Genomic DNA, 17,843 nt, shown 5'->3' with positions numbered 1-17,843 from the left:
TTGATCCTCAAGTCACTCTCGCGGTGCCACGTCCGCGGAGGTGATTTGTTTTGCTTGATTTTGGGTTGATTGGCATAGCTCTAGACGATCAACCAAAATATTGATACAAACCAGCAACGGCACACCGATCAATAGTCCCATTCCGCCCCAAAGCCAGCCCCAAAAAACAAGCCAAACAAAAATCACTAACGGGTTTAAGTTAAACCTTTTCCCCAATAGTGTTGGTGTAACAAACTGACTTTCAATCAAATTGAGCAGTAAATAGATAGACACCACCGTCAGCATAAAACTGACCGACTCCAACTGAAGATAAGCAACAAAGCCAAAGCTCACCATGGATATGACAGGGCCGAGGTACGGCGCAAAATTCATCACGCCTGCAAATGCGCCCCATAGAAATGGATCTTCAAGGCCTAGAACAAAAAACACGGCCCCAACACTCAACCCCAGCCCCGCATTCACTAAAGTGATGGTGCCAATGTATCGAGATAGGTCTTTCTGTAGCGCTTTGACCAACTCAATCGCTTGGCGCTGTTTGGCGAACCCATGTAGGTAAGACACTGACTTTCGAAATAAGCTTCGTCCATGATTGAGCATAAAGTAAACCATAAACAGCACGATCATCGCTTGTGTCAAAATCGTCGGCGTAGTGGTCGCGAGCGTTTTTACCAAAGAAAATACGGTGTTGTTCCCGACCTCATCCATACTCATATCGTTGGCGATATTCAATGGAGTATTAAGGTGATCAGCCGAAACTTTAGTAACTTCGCTTACTTCTTGCGACACATTTTTCACGATACTGGGCAGCTCAGACCACCATTGCTTGGCGGGCTCCGACATGGCGGCAAGACCAATAATTGAAGCGCCAACGAGGAATGACAGCGTCAACACGACGGTAATAGCACGTGGTAAGCCTTTGTCTTCAAGATAATTAATGAAAGGGCTGCACAGCAGAGAAATAAAGGTGCTAAGCACAATAGGTAACAATATTGGCTTGGCAAAATACAGCCCTGGGACGAGTAACAGGACGAGAAGCGTTGCACCAATCGCAGTGTTGGCAGGAATGTTCAATTTCGCTGTCATAATAAGCTCAGAATCGGTAAGAAAATTTTGCGGTGAAATCCGCTATTAGAGTGGTTCGCCCTCTGTCGTCGCAGCGTTGCTTACTTGTGTTGCTGCATTTCCATTTTGCTCCGCATCTGACTCATCCAGAGAAGCTGCCGCGACCGGCTTTGTGAGCGAATCGGTAATATCAGACACACTGCTAACCAATAGCCCCATTGACGAAATAGAAGAAGTCAGTCGAGACAATCGACCTGCTTTTGCTGCGGTAACGGCAACGACAGCACTAATGCCTAATGTCGTCCAAGGGTTTTCTCTCACAAACTTCTTGGTGGTAAACGTGAACATTTCCATCGACAAACAGCATTGCTCTAGAGACGCTTTACCTTCCATCCGCTTGATCCGCATGGCTCGATTGAGCTTTTGTAGCGAGCGCATCCCACCCCTCCTGTAATTGTTCTGTCGTATTTTTGAATCCAAGAAATCCAACTAAACGCTTCTGCCACCAGGCTAAAGCAAATAATGCCAAGCCTAATGATGTGATAAATACACCCACGGCAACATACACGTTGGCAGTTAACTGATAAACCACCACCCCAGAGGCAAGGCACAAACTGAATACGAACAATACCGACAATAGAGTAAAAACAACGGTACACAGCAAAATCTGACGCACTGCGGACACGTTAACTTTCATCTCCAAGAGGAACAAATCCAACGTTGAACCTGACCATACTTTTAGCGATTTCGTCAGTTGGTCCAATTGCGCAAGAATGCTGCTCAAACCATTAATGGTTTGTTGGATATCCTGTTCTTCTGCCCCATCAGGGGCTCGGCCGCTGTCTGAAGCCGCCGAGCCTGATTGCTGATTGGTAACTTGCCCTGAGTTATTCATGTGAAGCCTCGCCTTTCTGTTGTGTGGCTTAATCCTTGGTGACCACTATTATTTGATCAGCTTCGAAACCGCCCAACCAGCAAGGAAGGCACAGCCTATGCTCAGCAATGGGCGCTCCTTGATTACATTTTCTGCCGACTTAGTCGCCTGCTGAACTTGCTGTGCACCGACATCCAGCTTCTCTTTGGCTTGATCTTTCATCGCGCCAACGGCTTCCGTCGTGGCTTGTTCCGCTAAGTGATATGCTTCTTCTAACTGCTCTTGAGGTTTTACTGTGCTTTCTTTTGTAGTAGCCATAACTAGCCTCCATTAATGAGTTGAATAGTGAATCAAGTGAAACAATGTTTGACCTCACTTACTCCCTACAAAGCCATATCCATGCCAGAATTTTAAGTTGTTGTTTTTTATTGATTTTATTTTTATTTCGATAAAAAGCCGTATCTGTACGTGTAATTCTTTCCAGGCTTTCCCCGCCATTCTTGTAATTTTTTCTTAGCGCCTTACCGACTGTTAGCAATTTATTGCAAAACAAGACATTAAGTCACTGATTAATAAGCCTTAAAACTCATTGGCATACAACCTGCAATTGAAGATGAACATCGTGTTTGTATTCCATACGCTCAAACACCCCTATCACCAGTAAATAAGGAGTGGCATATGAAAAATGAAAACATCGCCTCAATCATTGAGCTTATCGAAAGCGGAAATGAAATTTACAACAAGGCCATCGAGAACATCGACAACACTTCTTTGAATAATGTGTTGGTAGAACTGCTCAGAGTACGTGAGCGTGCAGTCATTGAGCTCACTCCCTACTCTCTAGCAAGTAACAATGAAGAATCTGCCGACGACACTCCGGTTTCCTACACCATCAAGGCGCGTGAGGTCTACAGCGACGTGATGAAGGAAGTGTCCTCTGACAAAGAGTCTATGTATTTAGAACAGCTTGAAGGTGTCGAAAGCAAGGTACTCAAAGAGATTGAGAATTTGATTACTTCCCACCCAGAGCAGGCGGATAACTCGGTTCTGCTGAAAGTTCGTAGCGATATAAAAAGCTGCAAAGAAAAACTCAGCAGCATCAGCCTTATTAGCTAAAACTTGGTGGTCGCCTTTGCAATAAAGCTCGGTATTGATCAAAGAAATGGCCAACTTGCTTTGGCCATTTCTGACAAGCCCACAGGCGCATTAACATAACCATCACGAGAAATGTCCCACGACAATAGTCATAAATAAAGAGGTCACTATGACATTGGATAACAATCGAGTAAGGGAGCTACTCGTAAAAATGACACACCATCGCCAAACGTGTTTGCCTCTCGTTAACCCGCAATCACATATGACACTCGCAAGAGCGGCATATCGATTCGTGAAAATAGAAAAAGTGATGATCAAAAAGATGGCGAAGCTGTTCTTCGATCAAGATGGTGAACAATTCATTGCAGAAAATGCCACCGAATACGGCGTTGCCGAGTTAGGCAATTACAAAGAAATGCATTTTATGAATAAATTACTGTTAGATGATTTAAAAGCCCTGCTTAGAGCCATTGACGACACCAACTTAACCGCACTTGTTTCTTATTGGTTAGCTGCTTTACAAGTTGAAAACGATGAAATTGAAAAGCACTTACCTCAGGGTGAGTAATTATACTCGCCCTTCTTTCTTTCACTTTGTTTAACCCTCATCCCCAATCAACCTAGTAAAAGGTGCAGATAGAAAAAAGCCGCTGCATCTACTACGCAGCGACCTTGATAGCCTTTTTACGACGCACACCAAATCATCAAACAACACAGAAAAAGCGCCATGTAGAATACGAAGCAAATGGCGCGTTATCCGCGGATTATCTGTGTTAAAGCGAAGCTGATTTACGTCTCTGGCTTGGAACAAATACGTTCAATGACTTTGGACGCAGCTTGATTGCCAGTTGCTCATCAGAATACAGTTCACCATCAATCACATACTCAATCGGTTTATTCGCAGAAATAGTGACGCTCTGAGCCGTCGCGTATTGAAAATGTGTCGATTCTTCCTGTGCGCCTACGCTCGTTAATGTCAGATCCGACAATGCGATAAGACGTCCGCCTAAAGACTCGGTGTTATCTAAATATGTGATATGCAGCTTGCCATCATCAGGCTGCGGCGCATCACCACCTTGGGCAAGCAACGTACTAAATGGAGCGATATTCGCAACGACAAAACTATGGACTTCAAGCGTTTGTGTATTATTGTCGTGGTTTCCATCTTCAGTTGGATCGTCTAACGAAACGGTTAAAGCTTGCGTTTCTTCCGCCACTACAGCATTAAAAAAGCCGGTGAGGTAAGCTAGTTGTCCAAAAACATTTTTCTCTTCTCGCTGAGCGTGCTCGATCATTTTCTGTTCTAGCCCAATGCCTAAGACCAATAAAATAAGCCGCTGATTACATTCCGCAGTATCAATACGTTGGCAGTGTCCGCCAAGCAACGCTTCACACGCTTTTTCGACCGGTGAGAATTTTGCGCCAACGCCATAGAGCACATGACATAACGCATTGGCAGTTCCGAGCGGAACAATACCGAGTTTTAGGTCGGTATCCACCAATTGGCTCGCCACCTCTGTTACTGTGCCATCGCCACCAGCTACGATGATTTGCTTAGCTCCATTTTCTTTTGCCTGTTGTGTTAGCTGCTCGGCGCTGAGGTTTGTGGTGGTTTGATGAATACTCAAGCGATATTTTTTGGTTAGTTCACGAATCAAGTGCTGTTCGTTTTCCTCCCATTTTCCGCCACCTGCAACAGGGTTAACCACCATCCAAGTGGATTGATCCAGCCCTAGCACGCCTTTTTCACTGATCGCTCGTAACGTTCTAATCTGTAATTTATTCAATCTCGCGGTACTGCGTACGTCATTGATTTTTTTCATCACGGATTCAACCGTCAGTGACGGGTCTTTGCTTAATAAATACGCCGCCACAACAAACACTGAACGACCACGCCCTAACGCACAATGCACAACCACTGCCCGCGAGCACGAGATTTGAGTATCAATCCAGTTAATCGCATGGCGCAGGCGCTCTAGCGTTGGGGCTTTGTGGTCGAGTACCGGAATCGAAAGGTAATGAAACTGCTTGTCGGTCATCGCGCTTTCAAGGCCTGCAAATTCTGCGGTGACATCGACAATACAAGAGATCTCATTGGATTCGAGAAAATCTAAGTCACTCTGAAACAAACGGCGAGATAGGTATAAATTGTCGCTGACTTTTTGGATTGGAGGTACAGTATCACGCCGTCTTTCCCAGGCGTTATACGCTCTAGCCCCCAATAAAAATGGGATGAATGCCCAGCGAATCCACCTGACAATCTTGCCATCTTGGTTTTTTCTAAAAATAGAGGGAATGTCGAATACGTAGGCTACGCTGACCAACGCTAAAGAAAGAGATATCCACAAGAACAGCAGACTAACGATAATTTGAGGCGTATAGATAGCGGCCAATAAACTGATCAGAGCGCCAAGAATATAATATTTGATGATAAACATTCGCTCTCCTTGCCTTCAGCGAGTGCACTTTTTAGTGGAAGTTAGAATACGCGGGGGATTGAGCTTGGATACATGAACTTGAGTAAACGCCTTGATTGAGTGCCTTCCCGTGCCGAAATGGCACGAAAAGGTCCAACACTCTACCTAGCTTGCCACCTCTTCAACATAACCATCCGCTAGTTTCATTTTCTGCTTATCGGTCATTACCTTGCCGGCTAACTGGAAGAAACGCTGCTCTTCTTCCTCAAGATGGTGCAACACTTTGTGACGTAAGGTTTTCATTAGGTTGAGCCACGCTGGCGAGCTCATATCGGTTGCATCAAGCTGTGCAATCACTTTATCAATTTCATGATGCTCTGCGATGCCATGGCGAGTGAGATCAATGGTCTTATCGCTATCTATTAAAGGCGCGTAGAAAAACCGCTCTTCTGCCGCTGCGTGCTGTTCGAGTTCCTCTTTAAGGTTGTGATAAAACTCTTCACGAGCGGGGGAATCTCCAGACGTTTCCATCAGAGCATCGAGTAAAAGGCGTTGCTTTTCATGACTCTCTTTCAGTACATCAAATATGTTTTTCATCTTTGACTCCTTATCTGATTGTAAACAATTGGGACAAAAGGAAGGGCGGTTATTGACCGCCCCTCTCTTACATAGCTATGCGTAAAAAACCTAACCTGATTCGGCTAACAGTCTTGGTCTTCAGCGTTTAGGTTTTCTTTAATGTTTTCACATTCATCTTCAATCGCATTTTGGGTTTCTTCGGCGGCTTCATCTATCTTTTTGCCGGCCTGTTCCATTGGCCCTTCTTCACTACAAGCTGCCAACGCAAACACCAAACCGAATACTGCGGCGATACGGTAAATAAATGACGTAAGTCGCATGGAATCTCCTATCTATTTACGTTTTTTCTTCCCAGCAGAACAATCACTATTGATACAATTAATGACAATAGGAATAGGTAAAATATCACTTGCGCGATAGAGGCAGCAGCTCCTGCAATACCAGTAAAGCCTAATAGTGCAGAAATTAGTGCCAGTGCCAGAAAAATAAACATCCAACGAACCATAGTGTTACCTCCTAATAAAAGTGGGTTAAATCACTCGGCTCGCTATTATTGAACCACTTCTAGCTTATCAATCACCTTATTTACGTCATTGGTGTTATTTGCAATTGAAATTGCAAGATCATGCTCCGCATCTGAATTAACTTGACCTGCCAACGTTACCGTTTTGCGTTCTGTCGTTACATCAATATCCGTACCACTCACATTGGTATCCATTAGTAGGCGCGTTTTAACTATAGTCGTGATTTTAGAATCGGTCAGTGTAGCTAAAGCTTCTGAATCAGTTTCTTTCTTGCCTTCATTCACTACTGACAATTCGTTGTTTACTTTTTTCACACCATCAAGACCAGTAACAAGCTCTTCGGCAAGTGATTTTTCAAGATCATTGTTTACCGAACCAGAAAGGGTAACGACCTGATTCTCAACATCGGTATTGATATCAAAAGAGTTGAGATTGCTGTTTAGCAGTAGTGTGGTTTCAGCTTTACCATCTAGCCAAGCGTCCATGGATTCTTTTTCCCATTTATCACTCGCTAAGACTGCTGTAGATGAAGTAGCAAGAACTGACGTAAGTACAATTTTAGCTGCGATGTTATTCATGGTAATTCTCCTTTATTGACGTTGCACTTCCCTAGAAGCAAACCACGTGCCAACTTTATAACTCATTGTTTTTAAGTGACTAATAAAGGAAAGAGGTAAAAATGAGATGAGCAATAAAGTATAAGCATGAATTATTTACACGTAAAAAATGTAATTTTTAATCGGTGATAAAGCCTCCGTCACTTGTGCCTAAATAACCTGATAAAACAGAAAGGCTATTTCTCCAGAATCAATTAATAGCAAAATTATTATTTTAAAAATAAAAATCTGAACAAAAGGAAATATCTACTGATGGCTCTCACCGATATATATCAAAAAGGGGCTAATAACATAAAAATACCGAACAAATCCTTAAATCTATGCTGACAATATTTTGTCTTGTGAAGTGAGAATAATCCACGTACATTGTTTCTGTCATAGTAAAGAGGACATTTCTATGTCGATGCCAAGCCTGTTTCTAAGAATACAAGATCCATCACTTAAAAATGCCATCGCTTCTTGCCAGGAACTGAACAAATTTCGTCTGCATGACATCGATGCCGCAGACCAATGGATTGAAGATTTCCTACAACTCAAACCGGAAGTTGCGATTGTTGAAGTCGCCCACTTTACTAGTGCAGATTATCAACGTCTTTCTAATATCGAAGACATCTACGATATGGACTTGATCATCATTAGCTCAGGCGCTCCAAACGAGAACTTGGATAAGCTGATGAACTTGGGTGCTATTTTTCACTACAGAAAGCCCGTTGATATTGCCATTCTGACGGACACCCTGAGCGAAGTCAGCCAGTACTATCAACACAAACAAGATCAAGGGCGTAAAGTGTCCACCAGCGATCTTGACCAATTTGGTCTTTTGGTCGGCTCTTCCTCTCCGATGCATCAGCTCTATCGTATGATCAGGCGCGTTGCTAAAACAGAAGCCAACGTCCTTATTGTCGGTGAAAGTGGATCAGGCAAAGAACTGGTGGCGCAGACCATCCACTTAGCGAGTGAGCGTAAACAACAGCCCTTTATAGCGATTAACTGTGGTGCCATTAGCCCTGAATTGGTTGATAGTGAACTGTTTGGCCATGAGAAAGGCGCTTTTACCGGAGCAAATAAAACTCACCAAGGTGTATTTAAGCAGGCAGAGGGCGGCACCCTATTTTTAGATGAAATCACCGAGATGCCTATCGAGCATCAAGTGAAGCTATTGCGGGTGCTAGAAACCGGAGAGTATCGCCCAGTTGGCAGTAATACGGTTCATATCGCTAATACTCGCATCATTGCTGCTACAAACCGTGATCCTAAAATCGCCATTGAGGAGCAGTTCCTGCGTGAAGATCTGTTTTTCCGCTTATCGCATTTCCCATTAACGATACCGCCACTGCGAGAACGAGGCGGTGATATCGTAGGTCTGGCCAAGCACTTTATTGCGCACCGCAACGCCAATGAGGCAAAAACCAAAACGATTCTTGACTCTGCGATCCAAAAAATCGCTGCACACGACTGGCCAGGTAATGTCCGTGAGCTCAAACACACGATCGAGCGTGCATTCATTTTGGCTGATGACACCATCCGAGATGAACATCTTATCTTCGACACACCACCATTGGAAACAGGCACCAGCATCGAAGACCTTGTTCCGGCGGGCGTTTCGCTAGAAGAGCTAGAAAAAGCCGCCATTCTCAATACCCTTGAAGAGAATCAAGGCAATAAAACGGAATCAGCGCAGGAGTTAGGCATTAGCGTGAAAACGCTCTATAACAAACTCGAAAAGTATCAAGACGAGTAACTCGCTATGGGAGTACAAAAAGAGCACTGAATTTTATTCAGTGCTCTTTTTGTATCTTATCTTTTATGCAGTTAGGCTGCGTTTGGTGTTTGATTAAACCCACTGCCCCGCAACAAAGCCGCTCGACCAGCACCACTGAAAATTGTAGCCCCCTAGCCAACCAGTCACATCCATCACTTCACCAATAAAATAAAGCCCTTTAATGTCTTTGCATTCCATGGTTTTCGAGGATAAGTGATCAGTATCGACACCGCCGAGTGTCACTTCCGCAGTTCGGTAGCCTTCAGTGCCATTCGGGGCGATATCCCAATGCTCTAGACGCTCCACAATCGCCGCAAGCTCCTTTTGATTGAACTGTTTTAGCGGTTTATCGACTAGCTCTTTACGTTCAATTAAGACTTCAACCAGACGCTTAGGCAGCACTTTGGCAAGCGTATTCTTGAGTGACTGATTTGGATGCTTCTCACGACTGCGTTCTAATAACTCAGCAACATCATCGTTTGGCACAAGATTGATCAACACCTTTTGTCCGGCCCGCCAGAATGAAGAAATCTGTAACACTGCTGGACCAGATAACCCACGATGTGTGAAGAGCAGGGCTTCTTTGAACATGGTGCCATCTTCAGCCGTAATTTCCGCAGGTACCGCGATACCAGATAACTCAGCAAAGTCTTCTTTGTCTTCTTTATGCAGAGTAAATGGTACAAGCCCTGCCGTGGTTGGAATAACTCGAAGACCAAATTGTTCCGCGACTTTATAACCAAATGGTGTCGCTCCCAGTTTTGGCATCGACAAGCCACCTGTTGCGATAACTAAAGACTCACATTCGACAATCTCAGTACCAGCATGCAAACGAAAGCCTTCATCAATTTTTTCAATCGAATGAACATCGCATTGGTAACGCTGCTCGATGTTCGGCATGTCACACTCAGCTAACAACATCTTCACGATATCTTTGGCCGTAAATGCATCGACACAAAACAACTGGCCGTGATCACGCTCTTCGAACTCAATGCCATGTTTACACACCATCGAGATGAAATCCCAGTTAGTGTATTGGGAGAGCGCCGACTTAACAAAGTGCGGGTTTTGACACAAATAGTGATTAGCTGAAACGTCGTAGTTAGTGAAGTTACAACGACCACCGCCCGAGATAAGGATTTTACGTCCTGGCTTTTTAGCATGATCGAGCACCAAAACACGGCGGCCTCGCTTGCCTGCTTCTGCAGCACACATTAAACCTGCTGCGCCTGCGCCAATTACAACAACATCAAATTTCTTACTCATCGGTAGCTCTTAGACTGATTGGTATCGAATCAAAATAAAAAAGGATGTGCACATTGCACATCCTTGCTTTCTAGGCGCGACATTCTACCGACAAATACCGAAAGGGAAAAGCGCTTAAACTCTAAGCGCTCTGTATGTCCGCAAAATCTCAGACAGAACAACTTCTGGATTATTGACTCTTAGAGAATGAAGGCCGCAAGTAGCGTCACGCCGAGCAACGCGGTCGATAGAACAAACAATTCACGCACTCTTTCACACTTACCAGTAAAAATTTCATCGTGGTGATGATGATATTCTTTACTTTTAATGTAGTGATACAACCTCACCTGCTTGGTGACATTTCCATGAGTAGTAAAAAAACCATTACCATCAACTTGCTGATATAACAGCGGATGCGCTTCACGCATGATATAAATTAGAGAACGAAGAGCGGTGAGATACCGGACCATATTAACTCCAGTTACCACCATTAGCGCAAATAAGATTGTGTCTCCACTGATCATCTTTTCCTCCCTACATCTTCAACAATGCTCAAGAGAAAAAGACGATCAACACTTCGTCTTTACCCGCTACTTACAACGTCCCAAAACGCGTTTACGCAGCTGGAGCATCCATGATTGAAGATGAACCTTCTTTCGCCATTTGTGCTAGATCTTTGTCAATGAAGAACAACGCTTTACCGTCTTCACCTACCAGTTCGATCTTATCTAAAATCCCTTTAAACAACTTCTCTTCTTCGTGCTGTTCTGACACGTACCACTGTAGGAAGTTAAACGTTGAGTAGTCTTGGCTAGTAAATGCAACGTGCGCCAGTTTGTTGATTTTTTCCGTGATCATTTGCTCATGTTCAAATGTCTCGCGGAAAACGTCACCTAGGCTCGCAAAGTCATGCTTTGGCGCATCAATAGCGCCTAAGATTGGCATTGAGCCAGTTTCACTCACGTAAGTGAATAGGCGTTGCATGTGCTCCATTTCTTCTACGGCGTGAGCGCGTAAAAATTCAGCCGCACCTTCAAAACCTTTGTCTTCACACCAAGCACTCATTTGTAAGTATAGATTGGATGAGAAAAATTCTAGGTTAATTTGCTCATTCAATTGTTCGACCATAGTTTGAGACAGCATGTTAACTCCTATTATTGTGCATGCAATATACCCAAGTAACCTCGAAATAAATGACGCTGCGAGAATAGCTTGGTCTGGCAGACACGGCGAAGTTTCACTTCAACTCTAGTCAGTAACACTACGCTTATTTCAGCATATCAAAGTCACTTGGGTATAACGCCACTATAACATGATTACTGAGACAAGACTTTGTACCTACGGCACCGATATGAGATCACTTCAGCAAATTTTTTTTGGGGTTGGTGCTAATCTAAAACTATGACCTTACAAGGAGATAGCAATATGAGTTACAAACACATACTTGTGGCAGTCGACCTTTCAGACGACAGTAAAGTGTTGATTAAGAAAGCCGTATCACTGGCTAAACCTCTGGATGCGAAAGTCTCTTTTATTCACATCGACGTGAACTACGCAGAACTCTACACCGGGCTTATCGATATCAATATGGCAGAAGCGCAACATCAAGCAATGGAAGCATCGCGCACACAATTGGCAAACTTCGCAGAATATGCGCAATACCCAATTGCCCATACTTTAGTCGGTAGTGGCGATTTGAGTAATGAGCTGTGCGATACCATTCAAGACTACAGCATTGATTTGGTGGTTTGTGGTCATCACCAAGATTTCTGGAGCAAGATTCTATCTTCGACTCGACAGCTGATTAACTGCTCACCAGTCGATATGCTGGTCGTACCGCTAAAAGACTGATTGGCGCAACGATAAAACTTGGTTAGACTGCGGGCACATTTGTTGTTGATAAAGATTCTCATCCATGGCTTATCTATCCGCAGTTACCCTACTTTGGGCATTCTCATTTAGCCTGATCGGCGTTTACCTCGCCGGTCAGGTTGATTCTTGGTTCTCGGTGTTCATGCGCGTGGCACTGGCGAGTTTGGTTTTCATTCCCTTTTTGAAATTCCGTGGCGTTAGCAAATCCCTAATCGCGAAACTGATGACCGTCGGTGGCTTCCAGCTCGGCTTGATGTATTGCTTCTACTACCAATCTTTTTTGCTCCTTTCCGTGCCAGAAGTATTGCTGTTCACCGTATTCACACCCATTTACGTCACGCTAATCTATGACTTCTTGAAAGGTCGCTTTTCACCTTGGTACTTAGTTACCGCTGCAATAGCCGTATTTGGTGCCGCCTGGATTAAATTTGCAGGCATTAATGAAGATTTCCTACTGGGCTTTTTGGTCGTACAAGGAGCAAACCTCTGCTTTGCCATCGGTCAGGTGGGCTACAAATATATCATGGAGAGTGAACCCGTCGATTTGCCACAACACACCGTGTTTGGCTACTTCTACTTAGGTGCACTTTGTGTAGCAACCGTGGCTTTCGCGCTCATGGGTAACCTCGACAAACTACCAACCACTACAACGCAATGGGGCATTCTGACATACCTTGGGTTGATTGCTTCTGGTTTTGGTTACTTTGCTTGGAACAAAGGCGCGACTATGGTGAACGCAGGTGCACTGGCAGTAATGAACAATGCATTGGTTCCGGCGGGCTTGATTGTAAACATTGTGATTTGGAACCGCGATGTTGATGTCATGCGACTCGCCATTGGCGGTGCGATCATCATGCTATCCCTATGGATTAACGAAACCTGGGTGAAAAAGCGCGTCGAAATGAGCTACGCCAATAAGTAACGCCATCGCTACTAACAAATATTCCAGCAATAAAAAACGCTCTCCGACTGGAGAGCGTTTTTTGTTTGATTAATGCACTTTGGCTTGTGAGATTGCGTTTATCAAAGCATTAGGTGGCGTTGGCAGCAACACTTCTAGTTTCGCATTGCGCGCTTCAAGCTTGCGCTGACGCTTAAGTAACTTTTGTTGTTTTTTCGCCACTTTTAGCAACTTCTTTTGCTGCTTATAGTGCTTTTTCAGTGTTTTTTTCGCTTTCTTGAGCGATTTTTTATCAGCTAAATCAAACCATACTGGTGCGTCGGCTCTTACTGGCTCCGGAGATTTTTCGGCTTGTTTTTTCTCTTTCACACGCTCAACAACACGCCTCACAATCGCGGCTTTTTCGTTGCTTTGTTTAGTGATCACTGGAATCGCTTGTGCTGGCAGAGCTTCAACCAATAAGCCACATGCTTGTTGCTCACTCAATGGCTTGTCTTGGCATTTTTGTGGAGGAATTGCGGCTGGCTTACAAAGGGTATCTTTGGCCGATGAAGAGCGTGCGCAAGAACGACAAACGAATTTTGGTGCGACAACTAAACGATGGATATCACCAAGTTCTGCCGCGATCTGTTTGCGACTCATTTTACATAAACGTTTAGCCATTCTACTACTCCAGCTTCCCAGTTATCGACCGCATCACAACAAGTGAAATAATAATAATTCTTAGTTAGATATACAGTCAGGGAAGGGAATTAGCAAGAGAAAACTATCAATAGAGACGAGGAAAGAGAGGCTGAGTCACAGCACGACACACCGTACTGTGACAAGAAAAGTTGAGCCGTCAGGAAGTTATGCCATCGATGCTTTAACGTAGACATCGAAGCGATTTTTTTTCGTTTCAATCGCCATGGTCGGTTTTTTCTCGTTCAGCCAGTTAGCATAGTCTGGGCGTTTAACTACTACACGCTTTGTGGCTAACGCCATGGCTGGTTCTAGCAGACCATCGGCGTCCAAATCGGCGCCAACCAACGATTGGAAAACGCGCATTTCTTTTTTTACGAGCGCCGACTTCTTTTTATTTTCTGGGTGCGGATACATCGGGTCAAGATACACCACATCTGGCTGGACAAAGTCTTTATCTTGCGCCAATTGTTCCAGCGCATCATGGCTAGAAGCATGGATTAGCGACATGCGCTCAGATACCCAGGTGCCGATTTCTGGGTCTTGTTTCGCTCGATCCAAGCCATCATCTAACAAAGCCGCTACGACTGGATGACGCTCGACCATCTGCACTTTACAACCTAGCGAGGCGAGCACAAACGCATCACGACCAAGACCTGCCGTGCCGTCTAACACGGTTGGCGTTGCCCCTTTGTTCAACCCCGCAGCTTTCGCAATTGCTTGGCCTTTACCACCACCGAACTTGCGACGATGACCTACCGCACCACCAATCAAATCCACAAAGATTGCACCCAGCTTTGGCTCATCCACTTTACGTAGCTCCAAACGCTCGGTGGTTAGCACCAAAGCAAAATCGCTATCGTCAGTGTGTGACAGCTGCCAACGCGCAGCGAGTTCATCAAGATGAGATTGTTGAGACGGGTTTTCACAGATCAATTGCAGTTGCAAAAGGAGGCTCCAATAAAAATCGAGGTAACTGGCGCTGAGTGTATACCTAAGTTACCTATTAATGCTAGGTTGAGCTTGCTACGCAGAGGTTATACAACCGTCAGTTGCTCCACTAGCTCAGAAAGCGGCTTAGGATGACCAATACCGTAGCCTTGACCGTAGTCCACACCGAGGTCTATCAAATGCTGCATAACCTGGTCATTTTCGACAAACTCCGCCACCGTCACTTTACCTAGTTGCTTCGCCAAGTCATTGATTGAACGAACCATCACGCGGTCCATTTCATTTACGTTGATATCTTGCACGAAAAGACCATCAATTTTCACGATATCGACAGGAAGTTTCTTTAAGTAGCCAAATGAAGACAATCCAGATCCGAAATCATCCAATGCAATCATACAACCCAAAGCCTTTAGCTTGGTAAACAGCTCAATGGCTTGATCCAGATTGCTCATCGCCGCTGTCTCGGTGATTTCTAAGCAGATTTTTTCACACGGCAGAGTCGAACTTTCCAATCGCTCCAATAAGAAGTCAATAAACTCTTGATTCCCCATAGATTGACCTGAAAGGTTTATCGAACAGCGACCAAGCTGTTCAACCACCTCAGGACGCTGTTCAAACCACTCTAGCGTTTGAGTAATAACCTGCTTATCAATCCAATGGGCAATGTTGTAGCGCTCGGAAGCAGGGATAAACAGCGCAGGAGAAACATAATCACCGTACCCATTGCGAATACGCACCAAAATCTCAAAATACATTTGAGTCTCGTGCTTTTGTAAGCTTTTTATCGGTTGAGCAAACAGTTCTAAACGTTGATTCGACAATGCCTCATGCACCAAATTGACGCTCTGCATTTCCATCTGACGACGCTGCAACTCTTCGTTATCTAAGCTGAATAGATTATAGCGGTTACGGCCTTGCTCTTTAGCGGCGTGACAAGCAGAGTCTGCTTGAGCATGCACCATTTGTGGCGTATCAGCGGTATGATCGATGATACGGATACCAATTGAGCAACTGATGAACAGGCGTGTGTCTTCCCAAATAAAGAGGTGTTCGCTTAGTGTCGAGATGATCAGTTTGGCAATATTGATGGCGCCATATTCGTCACAGTCTTTGAGTAACACCGCAAACTCATCGCCTCCCATTCGAGCCAAGATGGAATTGTACGGCAGAACGCCTTCCAGCATACTGGCGCAGAATTGAATCGCCGCATCACCTGCATCATGCCCAACCGTATCATTGAGGACTTTTAGTTGATCTAAGTCGAGGTACAACATGGCGTGGACTCGACGATGGCTGTCCACTTCGCACAGTGCGGTCTTAAGCTCTAGTTCAAAATGGTTTCTGTTGTAAGTCCCCGTCAGTAAGTCATAGCGAGCTTGGTATTCCAATTTCTCGGAGAGCAGTTTGGTTTCGGTAATATCTTCGCCCACAATCAGCAGTTGCTCAGATTCACTCAGCGGACGAATATTCTCGCGCACCCAAACACGATGACCATTTGCATGACGATACTCGACTTCACGTCGCCAAACACCATGCACTTGCTGGTTGGGTTGCAATAACACTTGGCGAGGGAACAGCACTTTGTCATCAAAATAGAACTCCCTCAGGCGATGTCCGAGCATGTCCATCGGTTTGTAGCCAAGAAGTAGTTGAGCAAATCGATTCACTTCTTGAATTCGGTTATTACTATCAAGCGTCACCATCATCACAGGCTGCTGCTCGTAATAGTTGCGTAGAGTTGACTCACGTTGGTAGAGCTTGTCCTCCATCAATTTACGACTGGTAATATCGCGCGCTTCAAACAAGTATTGCTTATGATTCCCTACTTGCTGAGAAAAAGGCTTGAGCGAAACTTCTAATACCAAGGCGCCGTGTTCTTTACTCCAAATTTCAGCTTCAAACGTCGACACTTGATGGTGAGGCGCATGGAAATACTCCTCTAGCAGCGCTTGGGCTTTCTCACTCCAGTTGGGATGAAACCAAAGTGGTCGGTCTAAACGCAGTCCTTTGTGATAAAGTAAGGATTGAAGGTGATCGTTGCCCGATTTAAGCACACCGTTGGCATCCAAAATGCCCATATACTGCATGCTCTGATCGAAAATCGATTCTAGAATAGCCTGGCTTTCTCGCGCAGCGCTCTCACTGCGACGCATCCGCTGTAAATAATAACCCATCAGCAAAATGACCACCGACATCACCACAAACAGACTACCAAACAGGCGAATTTCCTTGGCAAAACGTTCAGAAAGCTTCATTGGCTTATTAAAAAATACCGCAGAAACCTCTTGTTCAGCCCCCAATCCCCAACGCGCTACCGCTTGGTAATCGAGCTTTATTTCAGAATCACTTTTTTTCACGGCAGGCAGAGGCTGATCAGGGTTATCCAAAACGAATTCAAGCATCTCTGCACTCTCAATACCATGCCGATAACCACTTTGAATAACCCCTCCAACTGCGCCATGACCCAAACCAATGTCATGCACCATAAACAGCGGCGCGTTTGAGACTTTGTTGACACCAACCCAGTCACGCTCGCTGCCAACCATACCTTGTTTATCTCGGTAATAGGTCCAGAACAAGACGACTTTATCGGAACTCAGTTTTGCGACTTGTTGTTTTAGATCGATGATACTGTCTGGGACAACTTGTACGATTTTGTCTCGATATTGCGGGAACTTGAGGACAAAATTGTCGATTTGATAACGCAACACCTCACCGGTCACCGAGTGGTCACTGACTATGAGAACTTGTGTGTAGTTCGGATGTAAGCGCTCAATAAGAGCGAGATTCGCTTCCAAATCGACATCTTCCATGACTCCGGTTGCATTCAGAGAACGATGTAAAGAAGGATGGTAGTTATTAATGCCGTTAAATATAACTGGGGTGTCTTTGATGATTGGGGCTAAACGCTGCATGAGTTCAAGCGCATTGTTATCGCTCACTAAAATGGCATCGAATCGCTCTTTGCGTAATTTCGTAAGATATAAGGATTTTAGTTGTGCAAAAAACTGCTCACTCTGGTTACGTTTCGAGTCTAGATAGAGCACACGCATGTCCAGCGCTCGATCGCCCAGCTGTTGCTCGATGCCTCGCTGTATGAAGTCCGTCCAGAAAAACCCCTGATGATAGGAGTGCACGACCAACACCTTCGGATCTGAGGCCGTAGCAAACGCGCTCCAACATAGCGCGGCAATAACCAGAAAACGCTGCACATTATCTCCATAGCTCGGAGTTAACCCGCAGTTACTCCTGCCAAACCTTGT

Annotated in this window: 20 protein-coding genes; 5 read left to right on the top strand and 15 right to left on the bottom strand. The window is 44.8% G+C overall.

Going from position 1 to position 17,843, the window contains the following annotated elements; genetic code table 11:
• Positions 1–12: 12 nt before the first annotated feature.
• The 4 genes from R7Q39_RS24180 to R7Q39_RS24165 are packed head-to-tail and all read right to left on the bottom strand — an operon-like array spanning position 13 to position 2,254.
• Positions 13–1,083 (bottom strand): AI-2E family transporter, encoded by a 1,071-nt coding sequence (locus R7Q39_RS24180; protein ID WP_158173551.1) that lies wholly within the window; start codon positions 1,081–1,083, stop codon positions 13–15.
• A gap of 45 nt (positions 1,084–1,128) precedes the next feature.
• Positions 1,129–1,455 carry a hypothetical protein gene (locus R7Q39_RS24175; protein WP_005379200.1) on the bottom strand — a complete coding sequence of 109 codons (327 nt, stop codon included), beginning with the start codon at positions 1,453–1,455 and terminating at the stop codon, positions 1,129–1,131.
• Positions 1,445–1,957 (bottom strand): hypothetical protein, encoded by a 513-nt coding sequence (locus R7Q39_RS24170; protein WP_132937280.1) that lies wholly within the window; start codon positions 1,955–1,957, stop codon positions 1,445–1,447. Before R7Q39_RS24170 ends, R7Q39_RS24175 begins: the two co-directional genes overlap by 11 nt.
• Before the next feature lie 48 nt (positions 1,958–2,005).
• Positions 2,006–2,254 (bottom strand): hypothetical protein, encoded by a 249-nt coding sequence (locus R7Q39_RS24165; RefSeq protein WP_005379196.1) that lies wholly within the window; start codon positions 2,252–2,254, stop codon positions 2,006–2,008.
• Positions 2,255–2,614: 360 nt separating this feature from the next.
• Here R7Q39_RS24165 and R7Q39_RS24160 point away from each other — a divergent pair, with 360 nt between their 5' ends.
• Complete coding sequence (locus R7Q39_RS24160; RefSeq protein WP_005379194.1) at positions 2,615–3,052, top strand: DUF2383 domain-containing protein; 438 nt, start codon at positions 2,615–2,617, stop codon at positions 3,050–3,052.
• A gap of 148 nt (positions 3,053–3,200) precedes the next feature.
• On the top strand, positions 3,201–3,599 hold the full coding sequence (locus R7Q39_RS24155) for a hypothetical protein (protein WP_005379193.1): 399 nt from the start codon (positions 3,201–3,203) through the stop codon (positions 3,597–3,599).
• A gap of 205 nt (positions 3,600–3,804) precedes the next feature.
• Here R7Q39_RS24155 and R7Q39_RS24150 read toward each other — a convergent pair whose 3' ends face one another.
• The 5 genes from R7Q39_RS24150 to R7Q39_RS24130 form a co-directional block, all read right to left on the bottom strand.
• Positions 3,805–5,469 carry a diacylglycerol kinase family protein gene (locus R7Q39_RS24150; protein ID WP_042522591.1) on the bottom strand — a complete coding sequence of 555 codons (1,665 nt, stop codon included), beginning with the start codon at positions 5,467–5,469 and terminating at the stop codon, positions 3,805–3,807.
• A 144-nt stretch (positions 5,470–5,613) separates the two neighbouring features.
• A complete protein-coding gene (locus R7Q39_RS24145; protein WP_042522590.1) occupies positions 5,614–6,045 on the bottom strand; it encodes a hemerythrin domain-containing protein in 432 nt (143 codons plus the stop codon).
• 104 nt (positions 6,046–6,149) lie between these two features.
• On the bottom strand, positions 6,150–6,347 hold the full coding sequence (locus tag R7Q39_RS24140; RefSeq protein ID WP_005379178.1) for a hypothetical protein: 198 nt from the start codon (positions 6,345–6,347) through the stop codon (positions 6,150–6,152).
• 8 nt (positions 6,348–6,355) lie between these two features.
• Positions 6,356–6,532 (bottom strand): DUF1328 family protein, encoded by a 177-nt coding sequence (locus R7Q39_RS24135; protein ID WP_005379177.1) that lies wholly within the window; start codon positions 6,530–6,532, stop codon positions 6,356–6,358.
• 45 nt (positions 6,533–6,577) lie between these two features.
• Positions 6,578–7,129 (bottom strand): BON domain-containing protein, encoded by a 552-nt coding sequence (locus R7Q39_RS24130; RefSeq protein ID WP_042522589.1) that lies wholly within the window; start codon positions 7,127–7,129, stop codon positions 6,578–6,580.
• 436 nt (positions 7,130–7,565) lie between these two features.
• Between R7Q39_RS24130 and R7Q39_RS24125 the strand changes: the two genes are divergently transcribed.
• Positions 7,566–8,909 carry a sigma-54 interaction domain-containing protein gene (locus R7Q39_RS24125; RefSeq protein WP_005382945.1) on the top strand — a complete coding sequence of 448 codons (1,344 nt, stop codon included), beginning with the start codon at positions 7,566–7,568 and terminating at the stop codon, positions 8,907–8,909.
• A 93-nt stretch (positions 8,910–9,002) separates the two neighbouring features.
• On the opposite strand, the gene R7Q39_RS24120 is transcribed toward R7Q39_RS24125, so the two are convergent.
• The 3 genes from R7Q39_RS24120 to ftnA form a co-directional block, all read right to left on the bottom strand.
• The gene (locus R7Q39_RS24120) at positions 9,003–10,196 is read right to left on the bottom strand and encodes an NAD(P)/FAD-dependent oxidoreductase (protein ID WP_005382944.1); all 1,194 of its coding nucleotides are present in this window, start codon (positions 10,194–10,196) and stop codon (positions 9,003–9,005) included.
• 179 nt (positions 10,197–10,375) lie between these two features.
• The gene (gene uspB, locus R7Q39_RS24115; RefSeq protein ID WP_005379169.1) at positions 10,376–10,699 is read right to left on the bottom strand and encodes a universal stress protein UspB; all 324 of its coding nucleotides are present in this window, start codon (positions 10,697–10,699) and stop codon (positions 10,376–10,378) included.
• Between the two features lie 91 nt (positions 10,700–10,790).
• Positions 10,791–11,318: a non-heme ferritin gene (gene ftnA / locus R7Q39_RS24110; protein ID WP_005379167.1), complete on the bottom strand. Its 528-nt coding sequence runs from the start codon at positions 11,316–11,318 to the stop codon at positions 10,791–10,793.
• Positions 11,319–11,600: 282 nt separating this feature from the next.
• Between ftnA and uspA the strand changes: the two genes are divergently transcribed.
• Both uspA and R7Q39_RS24100 read left to right on the top strand, forming a co-directional pair.
• Positions 11,601–12,026: a universal stress protein UspA gene (gene uspA, locus R7Q39_RS24105; RefSeq protein WP_005379165.1), complete on the top strand. Its 426-nt coding sequence runs from the start codon at positions 11,601–11,603 to the stop codon at positions 12,024–12,026.
• Between the two features lie 64 nt (positions 12,027–12,090).
• The gene (locus tag R7Q39_RS24100; RefSeq protein WP_025768287.1) at positions 12,091–12,969 is read left to right on the top strand and encodes a carboxylate/amino acid/amine transporter; all 879 of its coding nucleotides are present in this window, start codon (positions 12,091–12,093) and stop codon (positions 12,967–12,969) included.
• A 69-nt stretch (positions 12,970–13,038) separates the two neighbouring features.
• On the opposite strand, the gene R7Q39_RS24095 is transcribed toward R7Q39_RS24100, so the two are convergent.
• The 3 genes from R7Q39_RS24095 to R7Q39_RS24085 form a co-directional block, all read right to left on the bottom strand.
• Positions 13,039–13,611 (bottom strand): hypothetical protein, encoded by a 573-nt coding sequence (locus R7Q39_RS24095; RefSeq protein WP_171343024.1) that lies wholly within the window; start codon positions 13,609–13,611, stop codon positions 13,039–13,041.
• 186 nt (positions 13,612–13,797) lie between these two features.
• A complete protein-coding gene (locus tag R7Q39_RS24090) occupies positions 13,798–14,577 on the bottom strand; it encodes a class I SAM-dependent methyltransferase (RefSeq protein ID WP_005379162.1) in 780 nt (259 codons plus the stop codon).
• An 89-nt stretch (positions 14,578–14,666) separates the two neighbouring features.
• Complete coding sequence (locus tag R7Q39_RS24085) at positions 14,667–17,792, bottom strand: EAL domain-containing protein (protein ID WP_318076976.1); 3,126 nt, start codon at positions 17,790–17,792, stop codon at positions 14,667–14,669.
• Positions 17,793–17,843: the final 51 nt, after the last annotated feature.

Origin of the sequence: Vibrio sp. 947, from assembly GCF_033339115.1 — a bacterium.
Taxonomy (GTDB): Bacteria; Pseudomonadota; Gammaproteobacteria; order Enterobacterales; family Vibrionaceae; genus Vibrio; species Vibrio alginolyticus.
The sequence above is the reverse complement of the archived record's forward strand: the minus strand, read 5'-3'. Positions and strand labels throughout refer to the sequence as shown.